This is a genomic window from Segetibacter koreensis DSM 18137 (assembly GCF_000374045.1).
Classification (GTDB): domain Bacteria; phylum Bacteroidota; class Bacteroidia; order Chitinophagales; family Chitinophagaceae; genus Segetibacter; species Segetibacter koreensis.
On record NZ_KB893328.1, the window covers coordinates 1 to 23976 of the forward strand.

Consider the following 23976-nt stretch of genomic DNA (forward strand, 5'->3'; position numbering starts at 1 on the left):
AAATATGTTGAGATTAAACCTAATGAGTTTTTAAAGTACACAGATAAATTTGATGACCCTAACCTTCCAGGTGAAATGACTACTTCAGTTTGGCTGCAGAAAGTTTCGGTGGGTACGGAAATAAAAATTTTGCAGGAGAATATTCCTTCCATGATACCTGTAGAAATGTGTTATTTAGGTTGGCAAGAATCTCTGGAGAAGTTGGCGAAATTGGTTGAGCCGGAAATTCCAGATATGTAATTTATTTTGCAAGCCTTTCTTAAAATACTTTTAAACAAATTGCCCAGCACTTCAACAGGTTTTGAACAAATAAGACTTTCCAAATGTGTCTGGCAAACACGAGGATCGCCATTTGTTTGTAGTTTTTCTGCTTCGGCTTGTGCCTCAGTCCGTTATTTATTTAAATCCTTCCTCTTACTTTCCGCGCATGATCCCGTCTTGTTCCCCAAAAAATGCTTCATATCTTTTTAAGCATTTTAATATTAAAAGTCAGTAAAGTCACAAATAAAAATTTGGATGGAAAAGATCCTGCATGTAGTTTTGTCTACTAATTTGGTAGACTATTAATATTATAACGACAGGTAATCTTGAAAATTATTTTTTATGAATGTTTATTTTGATAATGCGGCAACTACACCTTTAGATGAAAAAGTGTTTGAATCGATGCTTCCTTATTTGATGAATCACTTTGGAAATCCGTCATCCAGCCATAAACATGGGAGACAGGTGCGTATTGCAATCGAGGATGCAAGGAAAACAATAGCAGACTTGTTAAATGCTTCACCAAATGAAATATTTTTTACATCGGGAGGTACCGAAGCTGATAATACTGCCATTCTTTCTGCTATTCGTGGGATGGGAATAAAGCACGCGATCACAACGAAACTGGAGCATCATGCAGTTTTAAATACATTGAAGTCTTTAGAAAAAAATGGTGAGATAAGTTTGAATTACGTATCGCACGACCGGTATGGAAATCTTAATTTACAGCATTTGGAAAGTCTGTTGCAGAAAAATGAAAAAACCTTTGTCTCCATCATGCATGGAAATAACGAGATTGGGAATATTAATGATATTGAATTGATAGGTGAAATTTGCAAAGAATACAATGCAATATTTCATAGCGATACAGTTCAAACAATGGGACATTATCGTTTGGATGTTAAAAAACTGAATGTCCATTTTTTAGTTGGCTCAGCTCATAAATTTCATGGTCCGAAAGGTGTTGGGTTTCTTTATGTAAAAGATTCTGTTCAGGCAAAACCACTGATACAGGGAGGTTCGCAAGAGAGGCATGTAAGAGCCGGAACGGAAAATGTTGCAGGAATAATCGGTTTAGCAAGAGCACTTGAAATTGCATACGCTAACCTCGACGAACATCGGCATCATATAGAAAGTGTAAAACAATCTTGTATCGAACGTTTACAAAACGGAATTCCCAGAATTGAATTTAACGCTAATTCGGCTTTAACTAATAAAAGTTTGTACACCATCTTGAGTGTCAGTATACCTGCTACAGAAACTGACTTTCTTATCAATCTTGATTTTAACGGTATTTCGGCCTCAGGTGGAAGTGCGTGCAATAGCTCAAATCATGGTGCTTCTCATGTATTAACTGCTTTAGGCGCTAACGTAAAAAGACAAACAATTCGCTTCTCATTCAGCAAATACAATACGTTAGATGAGGTAGATTTTCTTGTGGAGAATTTGGTAAATATGCATAAAGAAGTTGCGGCCGCGTGATAGTATTACTAGTTAGAATGAGGAAAGAATGTAAGGAAGAATAAATTTATTCTACTGGTTTAGTAGACTGCAGTATATTTGCAAACTGAAAATAAAAAATAGAAAAATTATTAATACGGCTAGAAATAATCAGCATTAAAATCAGAACAATGAAAAACGGAACAGGCCTTAACAGAAAGGCTTTAGGTGGCACAAAAAGAGCTTTAATTTTACAATTCTTCTCTTCTTTTCAATGTTGTTGTATGCACTCGTCTTGCATATGTTGATATCTCAACCTTTTCCCTAACGACTTGCTTTCCCGGTTTTTGAAACAATTATCAAGTACTTGAATCTGTACTTGTAGCTACTCCTTGTTCTTATTATAAAGAATGTAGCAGATCAAGTTCTTATATCATCACTATTAATTATAACAATTATGTTTAAGCATTACAAACTGCTTACAGGATTATTAGCATTTCTCTTTTACAACAGTATTTATGCACAAAATGTAACCGTGAACGGTTCCGTCGTTTCAAAGAGCGACAACAAGCTGTTGGCTGGAGTCTCCGTTCTTGTTGAAGGCAGCAGCAAGGGAACAAAAACTGATAACGATGGCCACTTCACTTTAACCTCACCTGTCAATAGCGTAGCCACCTTTTCATTTATTGGTTATCAAGCGCAAAAGGTTACTCTCAATTCTTCAACAACAACCTTGAATATTGCATTGGAAAATGCAGAAAATTCATTAAATGAAGTCGTTGTGACGGCCCTTGGAATTACAAAGCAAAAAAAATCTTTAGGTTATGCGGTACAGGAACTGAAGTCGAAAGATTTTTCTGAAGCAAAAGAACCAAACCTGGTAAATGCTTTGGAAGGCAAAATTGCCGGAGTAAGAATTACCAATAGCCAGGGCGATATGGGTTCATCGAGAATAGTTATCCGCGGCGAAACTTCCATATCCGGAAATAACCAGCCGCTATTTGTAGTTGATGGTGTACCGGTAGACAATTCGCAGTTAGGCGCTGGCGGATCGAGAGATTATGCAAACGCCATTTCTGACTTGAGTGCAGAAGATATTGAAACCATCAGCGTATTGAAAGGTCCGAACGCAGCGGCGCTGTACGGTTCACGGGCAGCTCATGGTGTGGTATTGATTAAGACAAAAACGGGAAAACGACAAAAAGGTCTCGGAATTACGCTTAATTCAAATACGACCTTTTCTAATCTACTTATTTTGCCTAAGTATCAAAACGTATTCGGACAAGGTGCAAACGGGCAGTTTAGTTATGTAGACGGAAAAGGTGGTGGAGTGAACGATGGCGTTGACGAAAGCTGGGGCCCAAAGCTGGATGGAACTTTGATACCTCAATTTAATTCAAATGGTCAGCCGGTGCCTTTTATCGCTCATCCCAATAATGTAAAGGATTATTTCAGAACTGGCGTAACACTTAATAATGGTGTGGCTATAGCAAATGCAGGAGATAAATTTGATTACCGCGTTTCTTATAATAATTCTAACCAAAAAGGTGTTATTCCAAACAGTGAACTAAATAAACATTCAGTTTCGCTCAATACAACCTTTAAAGTTGACCCTAAACTCACTTTGACCGCTGCCGCAAATTATTTTATAGATGATGCACCAAACTTGCCTGGTTCTGGTGGTAAACGGGCAACCAGTACTATGCTGCAGTTTACGTGGTTTGGACGCCAGGTCGACATGAATCAGTTAAGAAACTACCGTGATGCGAATGGCAACACATTCAACTGGAACAACAGCTACTACAGCAATCCATTTTTTGTAGCTTATGAAAATACAGTGCAACAACGTAGGGATAGAATTATAGGAAACTTAGGTTTAAACTATAAAATAACAGATGACCTAACGGCAAACTTTAGAAGTGGAAGTGATTATTATACTGACCGTCGTAAGTTAAAAGTTGCCTATGGTACAAGTGGTACGCCTTTCGGCTCTTACGAAGAGGATGCTTACACTGTAAATGAAAATAATACAGAAGGTACATTAAGTTATAATAAAAAAGTAAGCAGTGATTTTAGTGTGGATGTTTTGGCAGGTGGAAATATTCGTACCAAAACTTATTCTGAAAATATTCAACAAGCGCCAAGACTTGCAGTAGCAGGAGTTTATACTTTATCCAACTCACGCGACCCGCTGGTTTCGTCAAATTACTTCAGCAAGTTGAAACAGTACAGTTTGTTCTCATCTGCACAGGTTGGGTTTAGGAATTATGCTTTCTTAAACCTTACTGCACGTAATGATTGGTCTTCTACTTTACCTATTGAAAACTTATCTTATTTCTATCCTTCAATAAATGGAAGCCTGGTGCTTACAGATGCTTTTGATATAAAAAGCAATGTTTTAAGCTTCGCTAAAATAAGAGGTGGATGGTCAAAAGTGGGTAGCGACGCTGACCCTTACCAGCTTGTAAACACTTACAATTTTAATGCACCGTTTAACTCAAATCCACAGTTAACTGCTACCGGTAAAGACCTAAATCCTAACCTTAAATCAGAATCTACCACCTCAACTGAAATCGGAGCCGAAGCTGCTTTTTTCAACAATCGTGCTCGTCTCGATGTAAGTTTATACAACACAAACAGCTATAACCAAATTCTTTTTGTTGATGTGAGCGCTACAACGGGTTATACATCAAAATTGTTGAATGCAGGTAAAATAAATAACAAAGGAATAGAAGTGCAGTTAGGTGTTACCCCCGTAAAAACAAACGCATTTTCATGGGATGTAAATGTAAACTACGGGTCTAACAGAAGTAAAGTTATAGAGTTGGATAAAGAAGGCCGTTTGCAGAATTATGTTTTAGGATCTTACAGAAATATACAAGTGTTGGCAGCAGTTGGTCAACCTTATGGAACTCTTTATGGCAATGCTTTTCTTCGCGACGCATCTGGCAACATCATTGTAAATGCTGACGGTTTACCTGCCACTGACCCTAACAAAAAAGTGTTAGGTAAATACACACCTGATTGGACTGGAGGGATCACAAACAGTTTTTCTTATAAAGGCATCACGGCGAGTGTTTTAATAGACGCAAGCTATGGTGGTTCTATTTTCGCCGGAACAAATTCAACTGGGAGCTATACAGGAGTATTGGAATCTACTTTACCGGGCAGAGATGCTGCGCACGGTGGATTACTTTATTACTATCCGGGTAATGATAAAGCAAATGGAACAGTTCAATTAACAAATGGAACCGCAGCTCCTGCAGGTGAAACAGTGTATGACGACGGAATGATTTACAAAGGTGTAACTGCTGATGGAAAAGCAAACAGCAAGATTATTCCTGCTTCTTCTTACTATAAATCAACAAGAAATATCGAAGAAGCTTATGTATACAATGCTTCCTTCGTGAAGCTAAGAGAAGTGAGACTGAGTTATGCATTGCCTTCAAGATGGATTAGCCGCATTGGTTTCGCAGGCGCTTCTGTCTCGCTTGTTGGCCGCAATCTTTTGTTCATTCATAAAAATGTTCCAAACATCGACCCCGAAACAGCTTTCAACAATGGTAATGCACAAGGCCTCGAAGACCTGACCCTGCCAACAACAAGAAGCTACGGTTTTAATATCAACCTTAAATTTTAATGCTCCATTTATGAAATTCGGATATTTCAATATAATTGCTTTTTCTTTCGTTTTGTTTGCAGCAACCTCTTGCAAAAAAGAGCTTGCTAAAACCAATATTAATCCCAATACAGCCCAAACAGCACAGCCTGATTACCTGTTAACTGCAGCTTCAAAAATTACAGCCGATGCTTATTGGGGTGCTGACAACAATTTCAATTCAAGTCTATTAATCGTTCAGCATTGGGCTAAGATTCAATATACAGAACCTGACCGTTATATTTTTTCAAACAGCAGTTTCATTTCTCTCTGGAACACCCTCTATTCACAAAGTCTTACTGACCTCAATACTATAATTGCACAAGCCTATGCACAAGGCAATTCTAATTACAAAGGAGTGGCACTTGTTTTAAGGTCTTGGGTATTCCAATTATTAACAGACCAATATGGTGACATTCCGTACAAGCAAGCGGGCGCTATAGATGAACATCTTACACCAGTTTATGACGCACAGAAAGACGTGTATTTTGGATTATTAGATGATTTAAAATCAGCGCAGGCAGCGCTTGACCCTGCAGGCAAACCAATAGCAGGTGACGTCATCTATGGAGGAAAAATCGATTTATGGAAAAAGTTTGCAAATTCTTTAAGACTGCGTATTGCACTTCGCATAGCAGACCGCGAACCTGAAAAATCAAAACAAGTATTGGCAGACATCACAGCAGAAGGTGGAACTTATATTAGTGATAATACCGAAATTGCTCAGTTGCTGTACTATGATTCCCCCAACCAAAATCCTGTAAGCGCCTGGTTCGACACTCGCGATGATTACCGCATCAGTAAATCTATGACGGATAAATTGTTCCAGTTAAATGACCCACGTCTGCCTGTTTATGCAAGTAAAACACAAACACCTACGCCGACTAATTATGTTGGTATTCCAAATGGGTTAACTACCGGCGACGCCAACAATCTTGGTTTTGCAAAAACTTCAAGACCGGGTGCTTATTTTACTGCACCTCACGCTCCCGCTGTAATTATCAGCTACGCGGAAGTATTGTTTGACCGGGCAGAAGCAGCAGCACGAGGATTTACTTCTGAAAACGCCGCCGATTTATATGCCCAGGCTATCCAGGCATCTTTAAGACAATATGGAATTGCTGATAATGATATTAACAATTATCTCACTCAGCCTTCCGTTGCCTTCAATGCTGCTAATTATAAGCAATCTATTGGTGACCAAAAGTGGATTGCTCTTTTTGGAAACGGTCTCGAAGCATTTGCTGAATGGCGCCGTCTGGATTACCCACAACTTGCTCCGGCGGTTGCAGGCGTCCTAAATGGTCAAATACCTGTTCGCTTTATTTATCCCGGAACCGAGCAATCACTTAATAAAGAAAATTATAAAACAGCAGTATCGAACCAAGGCGTAGATGTATTAACTACCAAGCTGTGGTTTGATGTGAATTAATACGGAAGGGCAGATAAATCAAAAAGTGAGAAAATTTGCAAAAGAAGCTTGAAAAAATACACGGAAATTACTTTTCGTCATTGCGAGGAACGAAGCAATCTGCTTTGACTAATTGAACAAGTCTTCAATATTTATCAGATTGCTTCGTCGTTCCTCCTTGCAATGACGAACATAATAATAACTGATACGAGGAACTTTTACAGGTCATTTTTCCAAAGAAGGGCTAAAGCAGATGCCTGATTATTATATAATCTATGAGCCTGGGCTGGTAGCAACTTTACACACACGCACAAATGGTTGTATAATTAAAAAACCAAAAATGAAAAAGCGTCACATTATATTTCTCAGGCATTATCCGTACCTGTTCGCTTTACTACTGGTTCTGCTTGTAAGTTGGACAGATAAAAAGCCCATTTTTAGAAATGGGATATACCGCTCCGTCGTGACAAGGCCTGATGGAAAGGATATTGTTTTCAATTTTCAGTCAAAAGATAGTGCAGGCAAGAAGATTTTGTATGTATTAAATGCAGATGAGAAATTATTGGTTGATAACGTAGCCGAAAAAGATGATTCTGTTTTTATACAAATGCCATTTTTTGAATCAGGATTTAGAGCAGCAATTGATGCGCAAGGCAATCTGCAGGGACAATGGATAAAGCGATTTGCAGACAGGGAGCAAATATTACCCTTTACAGCAAAATACAATGAGAAACAAAGATTTGTTGCAACTGCAAAGCCGGCTTTCAATGTTAGTGGAAGATGGGACGCAACTTTTATAGGAAAGAAAAACGATACAACAAAAGCTATTGGAGAATTTTCTCAAACAGGGGCTAAGATCACAGGAACATTTCTTACATCGACAGGCGACTACAGGTATCTGGAAGGAGTTGTAAGCAGAGATAGTTTAGTACTATCAGGCTTCGATGGCGGACATGCGTTTTTATTCACTGCGAAAATCGATGATGCTAATAATCTTTCCGGAGGAAATTTTTATTCAGGTGCTACAAGTGTTGAAAGTTGGGTGGCCAAAAAAGATGAGAAAATAGAATTGCCCGATGGATACCAGCAGACAAAACTGCACGAAGGCGAGTCGAAATTAAATTTTTATTTTAAAAGCCTTGATGGAGAAGATGTATCGATAAACGACAACCGCTTCAAAAACAAAGTAGTTGTAGTGCAGATATTAGGTTCGTGGTGCCCGAATTGTATGGACGAAACCAATTTCTTAAGCGATTACTATAATCGAAATAAGCAAAAAGGTGTAGAAATTGTTGGTTTGGCTTACGAAAGAACAACCGATTTCGAAAGGTCTAAAAGTTCGCTCCAAAGATTTGTAAAAAGATTTAATGTTCAATACCCGGTATTGATAACAGGCGTAACAGTATCAGATCTGCAACGAACAGAAAAAACGCTACCTCAATTGACAGAAATCAAAGGTTTTCCAACTTCCATTTTTATTGATAAAAAAGGTAATGTAAGAAAAGTATACACCGGTTTTAACGGACCGGGAACTGGAGAACACTATAAAGAATTTCAAAAGGAATTTGATGAAACGATCAATGGGCTATTGAATGAATAACTGCTATTATCTTAGTATGGCTTGAAATATTCCATAACGCTTTTCTGTTGCTAACTGAAAAATTTATATTAACGTTACGGAAAGTTTTAAATTGACTTCATGCCATGAGAAGCGAAACTGAAATTAAAAATCTCATACTTGAGTTTTCCAAACAAGATGAAAGGATTAGAGCAGTTTTGCTAAATGGTTCAAGAGCAAATCAAAATATTAAACCTGACAAACTTCAAGACTTTGATATTGTTTTCGTTGTTGATAACTTGGAAAGCTTTACGATTAACCACTCCTGGACAAACATTTTTGGTGAGCGAATCCTTTTTCAGCTTCCAGATGAAATGACTTTTGGAAATAAAGACCGCTATGAGGAAAATATAAGTTTTGCTTATCTAATGTTATTTAAAGATGGAAATCGGATAGACCTCACACTATTTCCTAAACAGAAACTTACATCAGACTTTAAACGAGATAGTCTAACAATTTTGTGGCTCGACAAAGACAATCTATTTACACATCTTCCTCAAGCGAGCGATAAAGATTATCATATTCAAAAACCTACAGAAAAAGAGTTTTTAGATACTTGTAATGAATTTTGGTGGGTAAGCACCTATGTGGGCAAGGGACTTTTAAGGGATAAAATAATTTACGCAAAAGAAATGTTGGAAACAGTTGTAAGACCGATGTTTATGAAAGTTATTGAATGGAAAGTCGGAATTGAAAACAACTTTGACGTATCAATTGGCAAATCGGGTAGTTTTCTAAGAACATTTGTTCCTGGCGACTTCCATAACAAAGTTTTATTGACCTACTCAAATTTTGAGACCGAAGAAAATTGGAAGGCGTTATTTTTAATGACTGAAATTTTTCAACAAACATCAGATTTTATCGCAGACAAAATGGGATTTGCGATAAACAGAGAAGAACAGCAAAACACACTCGCTTATCTGAAAAAACTGCACGATAAGGTTGATAATTTCGAGCTGTAATAATTCAAACAACCAGACAATGAATTCCCAAATAGCAAAAGGCTACGAAACAAAAAATGATAGCACAAGCGGCTATGCTTCCGTGAACGGACTTACAATGTATTACGAAATTCACGGAGCGGGTGCGCCGCTTGTTCTGATTCATGGCGGCGGCTCTACCATTCAGACAACTTTTGGAAGAGTGTTACAAGACTTTGCAAAAACTCGTTCAATAATAGCGGTTGAGATGCAGGCACATGGACACACAGCAGACATTGACCGACCTTTAAGTTTTCAGCAAGATGCAGATGACATTGCAGAACTGTTAAAGCAACTAAACATAGGCAAAGCTGACATTTTTGGTTTCAGTAATGGAGCAAGTACCACACTTCAGTTTGCTATTCGACATCCTGAAATGGCTAATAAGATAATTGTAGCTTCTACTTTCTATAAAAAGTCCGGTGCTCCCGACTGGTTTTGGAATATGATGTCTAGTCCGACTTTTGAAGGTATGCCCCAACCATACAAGGATGAATATTTAAAAATAAATCCTGACACAAATGCTCTTTACCGAATGTATGAAAGAGATGTAACAAGAATGCAGTCCTTTCCCGACATTTCTGAAGAACAAATATTATCTATCAAAGCACCTGCATTTATTATCATTGGGGACAATGATGTTGCAACTCCTGAACATGCTGCTGAAATGCATCGTTTAATGTCAAACTCACGACTTGCAATTATTCCTGGGGGACATGGAGATTATATTGGGGAAATGACAACACCGCAAGACAGCATTTTAATTGCAGCTACAGTTTCATTGATTAATAAGTTTCTAGACGAGCCGGTAACGAAATAGAACTTTGAACAAGATAAATTGTAAGTATAAAACAACCCCGCGTAGATTCTATCCTCTGGGCCAAGGTGCAAATCACATATGCAGTAGTGGCTTTAGAAAAACTTCATCTTCGGTTTGAATAATACATTAACGGGCGAATTTGGTTGCTTTGTGATGCTCGATTTTTTAAGACTTGACTATTAAAAAGGCGCAATGCTTTGCATCTGCGCCTGTATTATAAGCCCTTACAGTCGAGAGTTGTAGGCTGAAAAATTACAAGTAGCTCTTATGTTTCGTTATATAATTAACGCTAATATTTACAGGATTTTTGCATGTTTTAAAAAGCCCCATCCTGTTTTAAGATGAGGCTTTTTAAAATTTATTGCTTTTATTCTATTCTTTGCTGGAAGAAAAAAAGTTGCCGAGGCTTTAAAAGCAGCAAAAATACTTACTATCTAGCTTCCTCTGTTTGCTCCTGTTGACCTTACTTTTTTAGTGATTGCTGCGGGCTTTGCCGAACCTTTTATAAACTTTGAACCTTTTCCAACATCTTTTTGATTTTTATTTACCTGGTTTTCACCTTTCTTGTTATTAGTGGGTAGAGACATGGTTAATATTTTAGTATTACAAATGTAAGTGGTTCTGCAAACAACTGCAACAGTATACATTTAATTAACAGGATGTAAATGCGTAACAAATGGACTGTAAATAATTAATGAATACTGTCGCCCGAAATCTTACTGCCTGATGTATCCATGTGCATGGTGTCCATTTCCATAGTATTTGAACCCGGTGAGTTTCCTTTTGCAGAATCTATGTTTGCACCATCAGAACTTTGGCTGGTATTTCCGCCTGAATTGCATGACATTGCAATAAATAATAAGCCCAGGTAAAATATTTTTTTCATGATTTGCTTTTGTAATAAAAGTAATACGGTTATTTGCTTTAGATAGATATAATCTTGCTTTTAATTAAACGCTTATCGTTTCAATTTTCTTGCCAGGCAACTATGATCTAACTGCAAGTCCTAATTATTTTTAAAACTTAATATGAGCGCCGACGAAATAACCAACAGCCCTGCAAATAACTTCTGGAAAAGACGAGAGTTTGTAAGTACATTAATGACTGTGGCAGGAGTTTCTACATTTTTGACTAGTCCTGTCGCCGGTATTGCACAAAAATTCCAGAAACAAATTCAGGAACTCACAGTGCAACAGGTAATTGATCTTATTCTTAAAAGTATCCCCAATGCTCCCTTTGAAAAAACGGTGGATACTATAAAATCAGGTGATCCCGATCAAAAGGTGACAGGCATAGTTACTACAATGTTTGCCACAGATGAGGTTATTGAAAAAACTGCAAAACTTGGGGCCAATTTTATTATTGCACATGAGCCTACTTTTTATAGTCACACAGATGACACAGGGTGGCTTGAAAACGATGATGTGTACAGGCACAAACGTGAACTTCTTCAAAAACATAACATCGCTGTTTGGCGGTTCCATGATTATATACATGCACATAGGCCTGACGGTGTGCTGGCAGGTGTGTTAACAGAATTGGGTTGGGAAAAATATTCTAATGCAGATAATCCTTTCTCAATTACTATTCCGCCCACATCTTTTGCAGCTATTATAGAGCTTTTAAAAACTAAACTTGGTATTCCTCATCTAAAGGTTATAGGAAACAAGGCGCAGTCATGCAGCCGAATAATACTTGCGCCGGGGGCGGCTGGAGGAACCCGGCAGATTGAAGCAATACAAAAATACAAACCAGACGTTTTTATTTGTGGTGAGCTAAATGAGTGGGAAACGAGTGAGTACATAAGAGACATGCGTTATATGGGTTCAAAAACTTCTCTTATTGTGTTAGGACACATAGTTAGTGAAGAACCCGGACTTGAATGGCTGGTAAAATGGCTACAACCTCAAATACCTGGAATTCATATTACACATATTCCTTCTAATGATGCGTTTACATGGGCCTAAGCTCACAGCATCTTTCGACTTTTTTAAATGAAATTTATAAGATTAACCACTGTTCTTATTCTTAATAGCTAAAAACCAAAAACGGAAATAAACTCTACTTTGTAAATAATGAACCAAACTTTTTCATATAAGCAATTATTCAACTTTACTTACCAGGTATTTTTAAAAATGGGATGTAATGAAGAACATGCAATTTTAGCAACACGGGTTTTATTGTCAGCAGATATGCGTGGAGTGGATAGTCACGGAGTAGCGAGATTGAGCGGCTATGTAAGACTATGGGAAGCCAAAAGAATTAATGCAAGGCCAAACATAAAAATAGTTCATGAAACACCTTCTACCGCTACAGTAGATGGTGATGCAGGATTGGGATTGGTAGTCGCGCCTTTTGCAATGCAAGTAGCTATCGAAAAGGCTGAGAAAGCTGGTACAGGCTGGGTCGCCGTTAAAAACAGCAATCATTTTGGTATTGCGGGCTATCATGCAATGATGGCCTTAGAGCATAATATGATTGGTATTGCTATGACTAATGCGAGTGCAATTGTAGCACCAACGTTTTCAGTTGAGAGAATGCTGGGAACAAATCCAATTGCAGTAGCCATACCAGCTCATGACGAACCACCTTTTGTTGCTGATTTTGCCACCACAACTGCATCTAATGGGAAGCTTGAGATTTTGCAAAGAAAAAATGAAGATGCTCCTGATGGTTGGGTGCAGAATTTAAATGGCGAATCTACGACAAATGCAAATGCGTTGAAAGAAGGTGGGGCATTGTTGCCATTAGGAGGCGATAAGGAACATGGAAGCCATAAAGGGTATGCTTTGGGAAGTATTGTTGATATTTTTTCTGCTGTTTTAGGCGGAGCAAGTTATGGCCCGTGGACGCCTCCTTTTCCTGCTTATGTTCCTGTTCCTGAGAATATGCCTGGTGCAGGTCTTGGACATTTTTTTGGAGCCATGCGAGTCGATGCATTCAGACCATTGGAAGAGTTTGAGGAACACATGGATAACTGGATAAAAAGATTTCGTTCAGCAAAACCTGCCCCAGGATACGATAAGGTTTTAATTCCCGGAGATGTTGAAAGGGAAATGGAGACTATAAGAAGTAAAGATGGTATTCCGTTATTTGATTCTGTAGTTAAAGAATTGAATGGAGTGGGGGAAAAGATGGGAGTAGGTTTATTAAGTAACGAGGCCGATAAAATCTAAGGCAGACACTTTAATTATATTGATTCAAGTTATTAATTTTAAAGTTTATTGTTTCCAAACTTTAAAATTATTCTGAAAAACATTTAATGTGGTTGTTGTTGCAAATCAATTTCGTCTGTATTACATTACCTTTGCACCACTTTTAGTAATCTACATTTTATTTATTTTGTTGCAGTATTCGCTTTAGTACAAGTGAGTGACACAACGATGTTTAATAGAATTTCAAATGCTTGTTACCAAATAAAAAAATTGTATTGAAATGGCAGACGTTTTTGCAAAGCTTATAAAAGATGGTGGGCCGTTAGGCCAGCATATGGACAGGGCACATGGTTATTTTGCTTTTCCAAAGCTGGAAGGAGAGTTGGGGCCCAGAATGACTTTTCGTGGAAAGGAAATGATTGTATGGAGCTTAAATAATTACCTTGGACTTGTAAATCACCCGGAAGTTAGAAGAGTGGATGCGGAAGCTGCTGCGAAATATGGAATGGGTAACCCGATGGGAGCCCGCATGATGAGTGGAAATACTGCAAAGCACGATCAACTTGAAAAAGTAATAAGTGAATTTGTCGGTCGGGAAGACACAATGCTTTTAAATTTTGGGTACCAGGGAATAATGAGTTGCATAGATGCTCTTGTTAACCGTCGAGATGTGATTGTTTATGACGCCGAAGCGCATGCATGTATAATTGATGGGCTCAGACTGCATATGGGGTATAGGTATGCGTTTAAACATAATAATGCAGAAGATTGTGAAAAGCAATTGCAACGTGCTACTGAAATGGCAAATAAAAACGGCGGCGGAATTCTTGTAATTACGGAAGGTGTTTTTGGTATGGATGGAGAGCAGGGTATACTGAAAGAGATTGTGGAACTGAAGAAAAATTATGAGTTTAGAATACTGATAGATGATGCGCATGGTTTCGGGTACATGGGTCCAAATGGTGCGGGTGCTGATTCTGCACAAGGCTGTGAGGATGGAATTGACTTGTACTTTTCAACCTTTGTAAAAAGTATGGGAAGCATTGGTGCTTTTATCAGTGGTCCTAAAGATGTGCTTAAGTATTTACGCTATAACACCAGAAGCCAGATTTTCGCAAAAAGTCTGCCTCTTGTTGTTGTAGAAGGTATGCTGGCAAGAATGGAAATGGTGAAAACAATGCCGGAATTGAGAGAAAAGCTCTGGTACAATGTAAACCGCCTGCAGGAAGGATTAAAGGCAAGAGGTTTTGATATTGGTAGTACAAATTCGCCTGTTACGCCTGTTTTTATGAAAGGTGATGTACCTGAAGCCACATCAATGGTGATGGACTTGAGAGAAAATTATCACATATTTTGTTCTATTGTGGTTTACCCGGTTATACCAAAAGGAGATATTATATATAGAATTATACCAACTGCCGCTCATAGTGATGAGGATATTGACCTGACTTTAAAAGCGTTTGAAGAAACTAAAAAGAAGCTAGATAGAGGCGAATATAAAGTTGCTGAAATACCAGCAATGGCTGAGGCAATGTAAGCTGGTTTTATATCACTGGTTAAATACATAAAATATAACCTTCCTGTGGGAAGGTTTTTTATTGGCGATTTTTTAAATTGTTTTACAGGTCTTTGAAGAAATCTTCATCAACCTTGTATTGCTTTTGCTCCAAAACTTTATTGAGCTTATTTATTGTATATCCTGCTCTTTGTAATTTTAGACATGTTAAAGAAATGGTTTAGGAGAACAAGCCCATTCGTAATACTTTCTGTTATTCTATTACTAGTTACGTTATATCTATTATTTGCAGAAAGAAAAACCGAAGGATTTCAATTTTCATTATTTTCCAAAACAATTATTTCTTTAATTGTAATAGTTGTAATTGATGTGGTTCTCAAATACCTGATAACCACAAAAAACTACTTAATCTGGATAATCGAGCTTTTTTTATGCTTAAGCTTTCTCTATTATTGGATTGTTACTTAAGGTTTGTGCAAAAGGCCATTCTTTGGTCAATCGCGCTTTTATAAAAAATACTATTGTTCCCAGGGAGATAACTATTAAACCATAAGCGACCATTTTTATTCCTGTCGAGTATAAAATGAATAACCAAATAGCTATTGCCAGGAAAACAGGCGCGGGATACAAAGGCATTTTATAAGGAAAATCTTTTTTATTTCTTTTCTTTCTTAATATCAACAAACCTATTGCCTGGCCTATAAACTGTATTAAAATTCGCATAGCCAAAATAGCGCTTATAACCTCACTCAGTCTGAACAGTAGACTAAAAACAAAAGCAACTGCGCCCAGAAACAACAATGAGATATAAGGAAAATGTTTGGTAGGATGCAATTTGGCAAAAACTTTGAAAAAAGCTCCATCGGCCGCCGCGGCATATGGAATGCGGCTATACCCTAAAGTTGCTGAAAAGACCGAAGCGAATGCTACCCATAAAATAAGACAGGTAATTATTTTTGCAGCAGAATTTCCTGCAAGTTCTCTCATATAAATACTCAAAACAAATTCACTCTCTTTTGCCTCTTGCCACGGTATTACGCTAACCACGCTCACATTCATAAACAGGTATAAAATACTGATACCTGCAATAGACAAAAACATACTTCGCGGAATGTTTTTAGAAGGATTGATGATTTCTCCTCCAAGATGGCAAATATTATAATAACCAAGGTAACTATATACAGACTTTACACTTGCAAAACCAATGGCAGTTACAAAGGCATAGTTTATAGTAAGACCGTCATTAATATGTTTTATCGGAGACATAAAATTTCCATGTGCAATTCCACTTCCAATAATCCAAAATAGGGTAATGATAACGCCTGCCCAGAGAAGCACGCTTATTTTTCCAATCGTTCCTATTTTTCGATATAACAATATTACAATTAAGATAACGACACTACCGCTTACTACTTTCGAGGTGAAAGGTGTTAAGGGCAACAGGTACGAAAAGTAAGAAGCAAAGCCGATAGCTGCAGAAGCAATTACAAGGGGTGCTTGTATCATCGTTTGCCAAACAAATAAAAAACTCATAAATCTTCCTGCACCATTAGTTCCATATGCTTCCTTTAAAAAATTATAGCTTCCTCCTGCTCTTGGAAAAGCTGTTCCTAATTCGCTCCATATCATCGCATCTATAAACGATAATAAAGCGCCTGCTACCCATGCATACAAGAACCAGGGACCATTCATCATGCCTATTACCATTGGCAGGGTGATGAAGGGACCAATGCCTACCATATCAATCATGTTTATGGCAGTAGCTTGTGCAAGGCCAAGACGTCTTTCTAGTACAGGTGCAGGCATTAGTTATGTTGGTTTGCTTTTGAGGTTGCAAAGGTGCAAAGAAGAATTGATGAATAAATCATCGCTTCGGAGCAAATTGTCGTTCTTTTGTTTAAAAGCCTTTAGAGTTAAACTTTTTATTTTCAAATATCCCACGGTTCATTACTTTACATTAATGCTTACCGATTATTGGCTGATTGTTGTTATTCTTACCATTGTAGCGTTTATTAGCATCAAGGCTAAAAAACTTACATTGGCGGCAGGAGTCACCGGATGGTTAACAGGTTTGTTGGTCTTTGCAGGTACAGGTTACATAGGAGTAGGCCTGATAGCCACATTTTTTGTATTAGGTACAGCTGCTACTTCTTGGGGAATGAATGTAAAACAAAAGCTAGGTTTAGCAGAGAAAGATAAAGGCAGAAGGACAGCAGGACAGGTTCTGGCAAATGCAGGCGTTGCAGGAATACTTGGATTGACTTCAATATTTTGCCCGGCACAAAGAGCGTTATTTACAATCATGATAGCTGCATCTATTGCCTCTGCTACCGCAGATACTTTGTCTTCTGAACTGGGAAATATTTATGGCAAAAACTTTTATAACATTATTTCCTTCAAAAAAGATATTAGGGGATTGGATGGTGTTATAAGCCTCGAAGGAACATTAATTGGTGTTGCAGGTAGTGCTATCATAGCAGCCGTGTATGCAATAGCTTTTGGGTTTCACATACATTTTTTGTGGATCACTGTTGCCGGCACTCTTGGAAATCTTTCAGACTCTGTCTTAGGTGCTACTGCAGAACGTAGAGGTTATTTGCGCAATAATGAAGTGAATTTTTTAAATACTTCAATTGCAGCGTTGTTAGTTATGGCGTTATTTAATTAATTATTCTACGGCAAAAGTAGCCAGCACCAACTTTTATTACTCCTTAAAATTAAAAAGCCTCCAAAACAAGAGGCTTTACAATTTTTATTATAAAATTAATTTTATTACTATTTTCTCTGCTGATCATTATTTACAGGAACGGGTATAGGGATCAATTCTGGTTTTTTATCATCAAACAAAATAGAAAGCAATTCACTCAGACTCATATTAAATATTTTAAAGTTAAAAACGTAATTATCACTTTTTTATTTTACTAAAATTGATACTATCAACACCTAAATTACACACAAATACTATACTCAAGTGTTAAAAAATTAAAATTATCTTTAATCTTTTTTTAATCTGTTATTTTTTTCGCTTTTGTCTGACTTTTAAATAACTTTTGTTTAATATAAAGCCGGCCAATGTTCTTAATTGGATTGATAAGAGAAGGAAAAATACCCGCTGACAACCGTGTTGCCTTAACTCCTAAACAATGCAGGTGGATACAAGAAAATATGCCTGACATAAAAGTTGTGGTACAGCCTTGCTCTAACCGTTGTTTTTCTGATAAAGAATACAGATCTGCAGGCATTGAATTAAGGGAAGATTTACGTGAATGTGACCTTTTGTTAGGAATAAAAGAAGTACCGGTTGATTTTTTAGTCGAAAAAAAAACATATATGTTCTTTTCGCATACAAAAAAAGCACAACCGCATAATAGAAGGATGTTACAGGCAATTATTGAAAAGAAAATTACTTTAATAGATTTTGAGTGTCTTGAGCACGAAGACGGTCAGCGGATTTTAGGATTTGGATTTTTTGCAGGTATTGTTGGAGCTCATAACGGCATGTGGGCTTACGGCAGAAGAACAGGAACCTATAACTTATGCCGTGTGGGTGAATGCAAGGATTATAAACACCTTATTAATACTTATTTTGGTTTAAAATTACCTGCCATAAAAGTTGCAGTTACCGGCAGCGGCAGGGTAGCCAGCGGGGTGTTGGAAATTATGAATTTAATGGACATAATTGAGGTTGAACCTGCGGAGTTTCTGCAAAGAGAATTTTCTTATCCTGTATACGTGCACTTAAAAGGACGGGATTTATATGAACACAAACTTACAGGCCACTACAACCGTGAAGATTTTCATGCTAGTCCGCAAAATTACAGCAGTAAGTTTAAGCCTTATATCTATCAAACAGATATACTGATGAACGGAACTTATTGGGAAAAAAATATTCCCCGTCTTTTTAATTGGGAGGATATGCTGAATGAGCGTTTTCGTATACAAACGATAGCAGATATAAGTGATGATAAAGAAGGATCGATACCTTGTAATTTAGGTAATAGTACAATCGAATTCCCGGTCTACGGCGTTGATCCTGTAAGCCGCAGAGTTATTGACCCTTTTCAAAAAGGGGGAGTGGATATAATGGCTGTGAGTAATCTTCCCAACGAATTACCAAGAGATGCCAGCAGCTACTTTGGTGATCAGCTAATAAAATATGTATTAGATGAGATAAGGAAAGATGATTCACCGGTAATTGAACGTGCAACGATAGTGAAAAAAGGACACTTAACTTCTTATTATGCTTATTTGAAAGAATATGCGGCAACAAAAGTTTAGTTATAGTAATTACAATAAACCATTTTTAGTTTTCTTACAAATACAGGTAATAGTCCTTCAGAAGCTCTATAAAACTTTCTGTATATGCGTCATTTTTATCTTTTATGGAAATTGAATGTTCCGTTACTGCTTCCGGAGTTGCTACATTGGTAAAAACGCCAATTGTTCTAAAATAGTTTGAAAGGGTGTGTTGCCGTATGTTCACCTTTTCAAACAGTTTAAGTTTATTTTCAAGAGCTATTTTTTCAAAAGCAATAAATTCTTCAAAAGGCAAAAGAATATAAAATTTTCCTTTTTCAGCAAGGTGGCTACATGCAATGGATGCAAGCGCGGTATAGGGTAGCGTGGTGGTATGCTTCGCCAGGTTTTTTTTGAGGTCGTCGCTTTTTAATGATTTTTGAAAAAAAGGAGGATTTGAAACAATAATATCATACTTTTTCAAGATCGACAATTGTGTTATATCTGCATGAATTGCAGTTAACCTTTTTTGCCACGGGCTGATTTCAAAATTTTCATTTGCTTGTTCAAAAGCGCTGTCATCTATTTCAACTGCTTCAATATTTCCATTAACTCTTTGTGCAATCATAAGGGATAGCAGGCCGCTGCCGGTGCCAATATCCAATATATTCGTTTCCTCATTGCTACAAGCCTTTTCTTTTAATGAAACATATGCACCAAATACACAAGCATCAGTACACACTTTCATAGCCGATTTTGCCTGGTGAACAGTGAATTGTTTAAACCTAAAGTAAGAATTGGCCATTAATTCTTTAATTCGCTTAAGAGTGATTCCATATCTAAAGCCTCCGTTATCATCTGTAAGTTACCTGACCCATCAAAAGGCCATTGCTCTCTCGGTTTGTCCCAATATAACTCTACACCGTTGCCATCCGGGTCATTTAAATAAAGCGCTTCAGACACGCCGTGATCGGCAGCGCCGGTAAGCGGATATTTTGCTTCTGCAAGTCTCTTTAAAATGACTGCCAAATCTCTTCTTTCAGGATAAACAATTGCAGTATGATACAGTCCACAGGAATTAACGGGTGCAGGAGGAGCATTTTTGCTATGCCAGGTATTTAGCCCGATATGATGATGATAACCCCCTGCAGAAACAAAAACTGCAGAAGGACCATATCGTTGCATAATTTCAAAACCTAGTAGTTCATGATAAAATGCAAGTGCCCTGTCAATATCAGATACTTTTAAGTGAATATGGCCTATTCTTGTATTGGCGGGAACGGTATAAGACATATTTAGAAGTTAAAATAAAAAGTGTTTTTCTATAAAATAGTTGCTAAAATTAAAGAATTAGCGCGTTAAATGATTTGAAGGTTTATAAATAAGAATTTTAGTGGAACGAACAGAATAACTTTTATCAACATCCTTGTGTCACTCACTTCGACCGTAACTTTTTAATCATCTATTATGCTGATTATTTGCGTTACGAGCTTTATCCTAGCAAATTTGTACAGTCCTTTTTCAGCTAGCGCGCGACCATTCCTTTAGTTTATGCCCCCAGTGAAAATATTTTACTTTATCGTAATACTAAAATACTTGTTCCTGTTAACCTTAAATAACTTTATTTTTCGTACCTTTATACACACATTTATATACAAGAAGTGCCTACTTTCAGGTACATGTATCATCTAAAACAAAACAATGGGTAAATCACAGGAAACTTTCAGTAAAAAAGAAAAAGAGAAACAAAGATTAAAGAAGAGACAGGATAAACAGGAGAAGAAGGAAGAGCGCCAGGCACACGCCCGGAACGGTAACAATTTGGAAAGTATGCTCGCCTATATTGACGAGAACGGAAATATTTCTTCAACACCACCTGATCCTCGTAAGAAAATAACTACGAATGTAGAAGACATACGTATAGGTGTCGCAAAAAGGGAACCGGTGGATGAGTCTGAATTAATAAGAACAGGAGTTGTTACCATGTTCAACGAATCTAAGGGGTATGGTTTTATAAAAGACAGTAAAACACAGGAAAGCGTTTTTGTTCACATCAATTCTTTGCTTGATCGTATTAAAGAGCACGACAAAGTGACTTTTGAAGTGGAAATGGGTGTTAAAGGAAAAAATGCTGTAGGCGTTAAGAAGTCTGTTTAAGAACTTCAAAATCTTTTGTTCATACTATCTGCGGTGAGTTCTCACAAAAGGGAACTTACTTTTTTGTTTTTTTTACGTACTACCTACCAAGGCAATAAAACTTTGTGATAGATAAAAAGGAAATTTTGGAAATAGTTTTATTGCATTACTTCTGCGAGTTCTTTTTCTATTCGTTTACACGATAGGAGAAATGGCTTTTTTATGATTGCTAACGATAACGCTTGTCCTGAAACCGCGAAAGAACCGTGAATTGATCCTAAAGGCGTTTTAGCTTGAAAACTAGCCTGCGTAAAATCTCCACTAAATGCTCCGCCCGCTTTTTCTATTTCTTGCTTTGCTCTTTTCATCAGACTTTCAGAGTCTCCCTCAAAGGGTATACTAAACTGACACATAATAATAGTTTAAGAAACTTGAATGAGTTGTTTCGGCCATTGTGTTTCTTTCAATAATTCAGCCAATATTTCAATTGCGTTTTGAAAAAGAAAAGGAAAAAAGCCAGAAAATAAATTCGTTGCCAAAAAGTACGTGCAAATTGAGTTAAGCTGGCCGATATTGCAGCGGAAAAATCAGGTGGACCTATGGTTTATATGCTTGAAATGTAGAATAACTTTAGGATGATTTTGTAATGCATTCCTGTGTTAATTTATTATTCCTTATGTTAAACAATGAAATAATCCCGAACTTTATCCTTTAACAAAATAGGGATGATGTGAATAAAGTTTTAAGCAGAAATAATGTAAAGGTTTTTGGCGAAGGGCAGGCAATGTTATTTGCGCACGGCTTCGGGTGCGACCAGAATATGTGGCGTTTTATAACTCCGGCATTTGAAAAACAATACAAAATTGTTTTATTTGATTATGTAGGATCTGGTAATTCTGATATCTCAGCTTATAACCGCGAAAAATATAGCGACCTGAATGGATACGCGAATGATGTACTTGATATTATAAATACTTTGGATTTACAAGATATTATTTTCGTAGGTCATTCGGTAAGCAGCATGATTGGTTTATTAGCCGCCATCAAACAGCCTGATCGTTTTGATAAATTGATTTTTGTAGGTCCTTCCGCTCGATATATCAATGAAGCTCCCTCGTATACGGGAGGTTTTGAAAAGAAAGATATCCTGGAGCTACTTGAAACGATGGAGAAGAATTATATCGGGTGGGCCAATTTTCTTGCACCGGCAATCATGAAAAATCCGGAAAGACCCGAATTAGGGAAGGAGTTAACGGAGAGCTTTTGTTCTACAGACCCTGTTATTGCGAGGCAGTTTGCAGAAGTTACCTTTTTATCAGATAATAGGCAGGACCTTTCTAAATTGAAAACTTCAACGCTCATATTGCAATGTTCTGATGACCTGATAGCACCGTTGGAAGTCGGACATTATGTGCACGAGCGAATAGCTGGTAGCACTCTGAGAATAATGAAAGCTACGGGCCACTGTCCACACATGAGTGCGCCCCAGGAGACGATCGATTTAATGAAAGAATACCTTCTAAACGCCAATTAGCTGAAATGTCAGGTGTACATGAAAATCTATTAATTCACGCCCCATGTGGGATTTTTTCGTTTACAGAAGATGGTGTGATAACAATGGCAAATGCTTATTGCTGCAAATTGCTAGAATATGAGGAAGGTGAACTAACAGGAAGAAATTTTTCAGAATTACTTACGGTTTCTGGCAAAGTATTTTACCAAACCCATTTTTACCCACTTGTAAAGCTACTGGGACATACAGAAGAAATTTTTATGAACCTGCAGGCGAAATCTAAAAACGACGTGCCTGTGGTTGTAAATGCTATAATCGCGAAAGCAAATGGCAAATCAGAAATTCTTTGTTCTTTTATTCCAATACTTAACAGGGTGAAATATGAGGAAGAAATTCTTTTGGCAAAAAAAAATGCTGAGGAAGCCTTACGTAAAAATGAAGTGTTAGAAAAAGTTAAGCTCGAATTAGAACAACAGCAAAAAGTATTAGATAAACAAATCACTTTACTTACATTTCAGAATAAAGAGCTCCTGCAACTAAGTGATATAATTACCCATGACTTGCAGGAGCCTGTACGAAAGCTCATCCTCTTTTCGACCGAGTTGCAGCAAAAAGAAATGCAGGCAACTTTTGATGGTCATGCTTTGTCAGTAATAAAAAAGTCATCTCAAAAAATAAAGACCCTTTTGCTAAACCTGCAAAACTATTTAGCTCTTACCGCAGTAACTGCAACAAAAGAACAAGTTAATCTTTCTCACGTCGTTCAATACGAATTAGGGCAATTGCAAAACGCGTATCCTCAAATAAATGTACATGCAGAAGTAGAGCCTTTACCAACTATTACGGGTAATAAAAACCAGCTTAATTGGATGTTTCACCACTTATTAAAAAATGCTTTTGACCATGGCTGCGTTGACAATAGGCTTATGCTTACGATACAGTCAGTTGTGGTAAAAGAAAACCTATACAACCATCTTGAGGATAAGTATAAATATATCGACTATGTAAAAATTACAATTTCCGATGAGGGGCCGGGCTTCGAATCTGAGTTTAATGATTATATTTTCGGTGTTTTGAAAAAATTGAACGTAGCGGGAGAAACTGTAGGTTTCGGGCTTGCTTTTTGCAAAAGAATTGTTGAGAATCATTTTGGAAATATAAGGGCAGAGGGCTTAGCCGGTAAAGGCGCTGCTTTCACTGTTATGTTACCAATTGATAATGTTTAAAGTTCT

The 23976-nt window shown here is 37.3% G+C and carries 21 protein-coding genes; 15 read left to right on the forward strand and 6 right to left on the reverse strand.

Translation table 11 applies throughout. From position 1 onward, the window contains the following. The 7 genes from B154_RS0113670 to B154_RS0113705 all read left to right on the forward strand — a co-directional run. Nucleotides 1–240: SRPBCC domain-containing protein (locus B154_RS0113670; RefSeq protein WP_018614818.1), on the forward strand; the 240-nt coding region annotated here is incomplete at its 5' end. Between the two features lie 363 nt (nucleotides 241–603). Beyond that, nucleotides 604–1743 carry a cysteine desulfurase family protein gene (locus B154_RS0113675; RefSeq protein WP_018614819.1) on the forward strand — a complete coding sequence of 380 codons (1140 nt, stop codon included), beginning with the start codon at nucleotides 604–606 and terminating at the stop codon, nucleotides 1741–1743. A gap of 415 nt (nucleotides 1744–2158) precedes the next feature. After that, entirely contained in the window at nucleotides 2159–5341 is a 3183-nt protein-coding gene (locus B154_RS0113685; protein WP_018614821.1) for a SusC/RagA family TonB-linked outer membrane protein, read from the forward strand. Nucleotides 5342–5351: 10 nt separating this feature from the next. Next, nucleotides 5352–6791 (forward strand): SusD/RagB family nutrient-binding outer membrane lipoprotein, encoded by a 1440-nt coding sequence (locus B154_RS0113690; protein WP_018614822.1) that lies wholly within the window; start codon nucleotides 5352–5354, stop codon nucleotides 6789–6791. 319 nt (nucleotides 6792–7110) lie between these two features. Next, nucleotides 7111–8370 (forward strand): peroxiredoxin family protein, encoded by a 1260-nt coding sequence (locus B154_RS0113695; RefSeq protein WP_018614823.1) that lies wholly within the window; start codon nucleotides 7111–7113, stop codon nucleotides 8368–8370. A gap of 104 nt (nucleotides 8371–8474) precedes the next feature. Beyond that, nucleotides 8475–9350, forward strand: coding sequence for an aminoglycoside 6-adenylyltransferase (locus B154_RS0113700; RefSeq protein ID WP_018614824.1), 876 nt, complete (start codon nucleotides 8475–8477; stop codon nucleotides 9348–9350). A 19-nt stretch (nucleotides 9351–9369) separates the two neighbouring features. Then, a complete protein-coding gene (locus B154_RS0113705) occupies nucleotides 9370–10188 on the forward strand; it encodes an alpha/beta fold hydrolase (protein WP_018614825.1) in 819 nt (272 codons plus the stop codon). A 434-nt stretch (nucleotides 10189–10622) separates the two neighbouring features. Here the strand turns inward: B154_RS0113705 and B154_RS32415 are convergent, their stop codons facing one another. Further along, complete coding sequence (locus B154_RS32415) at nucleotides 10623–10775, reverse strand: hypothetical protein (RefSeq protein ID WP_018614826.1); 153 nt, start codon at nucleotides 10773–10775, stop codon at nucleotides 10623–10625. A 104-nt stretch (nucleotides 10776–10879) separates the two neighbouring features. Beyond that, nucleotides 10880–11074, reverse strand: a complete 195-nt coding sequence (locus B154_RS0113715; protein ID WP_018614827.1) for a hypothetical protein — start codon at nucleotides 11072–11074, stop codon at nucleotides 10880–10882. A 142-nt stretch (nucleotides 11075–11216) separates the two neighbouring features. On the opposite strand from B154_RS0113715, the gene B154_RS0113720 reads away from it, so the two are divergent. The 3 genes from B154_RS0113720 to B154_RS0113730 all read left to right on the forward strand — a co-directional run bounded on the left by B154_RS0113720 (nucleotide 11217) and on the right by B154_RS0113730 (nucleotide 14880). Further along, entirely contained in the window at nucleotides 11217–12155 is a 939-nt protein-coding gene (locus B154_RS0113720) for a Nif3-like dinuclear metal center hexameric protein (protein WP_018614828.1), read from the forward strand. A 108-nt stretch (nucleotides 12156–12263) separates the two neighbouring features. Beyond that, the gene (locus tag B154_RS0113725) at nucleotides 12264–13364 is read left to right on the forward strand and encodes an Ldh family oxidoreductase (RefSeq protein WP_018614829.1); all 1101 of its coding nucleotides are present in this window, start codon (nucleotides 12264–12266) and stop codon (nucleotides 13362–13364) included. A gap of 259 nt (nucleotides 13365–13623) precedes the next feature. Further along, nucleotides 13624–14880, forward strand: a complete 1257-nt coding sequence (locus B154_RS0113730) for an aminotransferase class I/II-fold pyridoxal phosphate-dependent enzyme (protein WP_018614830.1) — start codon at nucleotides 13624–13626, stop codon at nucleotides 14878–14880. A gap of 414 nt (nucleotides 14881–15294) precedes the next feature. Here B154_RS0113730 and B154_RS0113735 read toward each other — a convergent pair whose 3' ends face one another. Next, entirely contained in the window at nucleotides 15295–16665 is a 1371-nt protein-coding gene (locus B154_RS0113735) for an APC family permease (RefSeq protein ID WP_018614831.1), read from the reverse strand. 154 nt (nucleotides 16666–16819) lie between these two features. On the opposite strand from B154_RS0113735, the gene B154_RS0113740 reads away from it, so the two are divergent. Further along, nucleotides 16820–17527, forward strand: a complete 708-nt coding sequence (locus B154_RS0113740; RefSeq protein ID WP_018614832.1) for a DUF92 domain-containing protein — start codon at nucleotides 16820–16822, stop codon at nucleotides 17525–17527. Between the two features lie 404 nt (nucleotides 17528–17931). Beyond that, nucleotides 17932–19137 (forward strand): NAD(P)-dependent oxidoreductase, encoded by a 1206-nt coding sequence (locus B154_RS0113750; RefSeq protein ID WP_018614834.1) that lies wholly within the window; start codon nucleotides 17932–17934, stop codon nucleotides 19135–19137. 34 nt (nucleotides 19138–19171) lie between these two features. Here the strand turns inward: B154_RS0113750 and B154_RS0113755 are convergent, their stop codons facing one another. Together B154_RS0113755 and B154_RS0113760 are read right to left on the reverse strand one after the other, a co-directional pair. After that, complete coding sequence (locus B154_RS0113755; protein ID WP_018614835.1) at nucleotides 19172–19900, reverse strand: tRNA1(Val) (adenine(37)-N6)-methyltransferase; 729 nt, start codon at nucleotides 19898–19900, stop codon at nucleotides 19172–19174. Then, complete coding sequence (locus B154_RS0113760; protein ID WP_018614836.1) at nucleotides 19900–20388, reverse strand: VOC family protein; 489 nt, start codon at nucleotides 20386–20388, stop codon at nucleotides 19900–19902. Before B154_RS0113760 ends, B154_RS0113755 begins: the two co-directional genes overlap by 1 nt. 408 nt (nucleotides 20389–20796) lie before the next feature. On the opposite strand from B154_RS0113760, the gene B154_RS0113765 reads away from it, so the two are divergent. Next, nucleotides 20797–21252 (forward strand): cold-shock protein, encoded by a 456-nt coding sequence (locus B154_RS0113765; protein ID WP_018614837.1) that lies wholly within the window; start codon nucleotides 20797–20799, stop codon nucleotides 21250–21252. A gap of 137 nt (nucleotides 21253–21389) precedes the next feature. Here B154_RS0113765 and B154_RS0113770 read toward each other — a convergent pair whose 3' ends face one another. Continuing rightward, a complete protein-coding gene (locus B154_RS0113770) occupies nucleotides 21390–21644 on the reverse strand; it encodes a hypothetical protein (protein WP_018614838.1) in 255 nt (84 codons plus the stop codon). Between the two features lie 317 nt (nucleotides 21645–21961). Here B154_RS0113770 and B154_RS0113775 point away from each other — a divergent pair, with 317 nt between their 5' ends. Both B154_RS0113775 and B154_RS0113780 read left to right on the forward strand, forming a co-directional pair. Beyond that, complete coding sequence (locus B154_RS0113775) at nucleotides 21962–22765, forward strand: alpha/beta fold hydrolase (protein ID WP_018614839.1); 804 nt, start codon at nucleotides 21962–21964, stop codon at nucleotides 22763–22765. A gap of 5 nt (nucleotides 22766–22770) precedes the next feature. Continuing rightward, a complete protein-coding gene (locus B154_RS0113780) occupies nucleotides 22771–23970 on the forward strand; it encodes a PAS domain-containing sensor histidine kinase (protein WP_018614840.1) in 1200 nt (399 codons plus the stop codon). The last annotated feature ends 6 nt before the right edge of the window (nucleotides 23971–23976 follow it).

Bases quoted from the DNA above. Each gene is read 5' to 3' on its own strand.
- B154_RS0113780 (WP_018614840.1), top strand. From the start codon at position 22,771: ATGTCAGGTGTACATGAAAATCTATTAATTCACGCCCCATGTGGGATT.
- B154_RS0113740 (WP_018614832.1), top strand. From the start codon at position 16,820: ATGCTTACCGATTATTGGCTGATTGTTGTTATTCTTACCATTGTAGCG.
- B154_RS0113685 (WP_018614821.1), top strand. From the start codon at position 2,159: ATGTTTAAGCATTACAAACTGCTTACAGGATTATTAGCATTTCTCTTT.
- B154_RS0113690 (WP_018614822.1), top strand. From the start codon at position 5,352: ATGAAATTCGGATATTTCAATATAATTGCTTTTTCTTTCGTTTTGTTT.
- B154_RS0113695 (WP_018614823.1), top strand. From the start codon at position 7,111: ATGAAAAAGCGTCACATTATATTTCTCAGGCATTATCCGTACCTGTTC.
- B154_RS0113760 (WP_018614836.1), bottom strand. From the start codon at position 20,388: ATGTCTTATACCGTTCCCGCCAATACAAGAATAGGCCATATTCACTTA.
- B154_RS0113750 (WP_018614834.1), top strand. From the start codon at position 17,932: ATGTTCTTAATTGGATTGATAAGAGAAGGAAAAATACCCGCTGACAAC.
- B154_RS0113675 (WP_018614819.1), top strand. From the start codon at position 604: ATGAATGTTTATTTTGATAATGCGGCAACTACACCTTTAGATGAAAAA.
- B154_RS0113725 (WP_018614829.1), top strand. From the start codon at position 12,264: ATGAACCAAACTTTTTCATATAAGCAATTATTCAACTTTACTTACCAG.
- B154_RS0113730 (WP_018614830.1), top strand. From the start codon at position 13,624: ATGGCAGACGTTTTTGCAAAGCTTATAAAAGATGGTGGGCCGTTAGGC.
- B154_RS0113700 (WP_018614824.1), top strand. From the start codon at position 8,475: ATGAGAAGCGAAACTGAAATTAAAAATCTCATACTTGAGTTTTCCAAA.
- B154_RS0113770 (WP_018614838.1), bottom strand. From the start codon at position 21,644: ATGTGTCAGTTTAGTATACCCTTTGAGGGAGACTCTGAAAGTCTGATG.
- B154_RS0113715 (WP_018614827.1), bottom strand. From the start codon at position 11,074: ATGAAAAAAATATTTTACCTGGGCTTATTATTTATTGCAATGTCATGC.
- B154_RS0113720 (WP_018614828.1), top strand. From the start codon at position 11,217: ATGAGCGCCGACGAAATAACCAACAGCCCTGCAAATAACTTCTGGAAA.
- B154_RS0113735 (WP_018614831.1), bottom strand. From the start codon at position 16,665: ATGCCTGCACCTGTACTAGAAAGACGTCTTGGCCTTGCACAAGCTACT.
- B154_RS0113755 (WP_018614835.1), bottom strand. From the start codon at position 19,900: ATGGCCAATTCTTACTTTAGGTTTAAACAATTCACTGTTCACCAGGCA.
- B154_RS32415 (WP_018614826.1), bottom strand. From the start codon at position 10,775: ATGTCTCTACCCACTAATAACAAGAAAGGTGAAAACCAGGTAAATAAA.
- B154_RS0113765 (WP_018614837.1), top strand. From the start codon at position 20,797: ATGGGTAAATCACAGGAAACTTTCAGTAAAAAAGAAAAAGAGAAACAA.
- B154_RS0113705 (WP_018614825.1), top strand. From the start codon at position 9,370: ATGAATTCCCAAATAGCAAAAGGCTACGAAACAAAAAATGATAGCACA.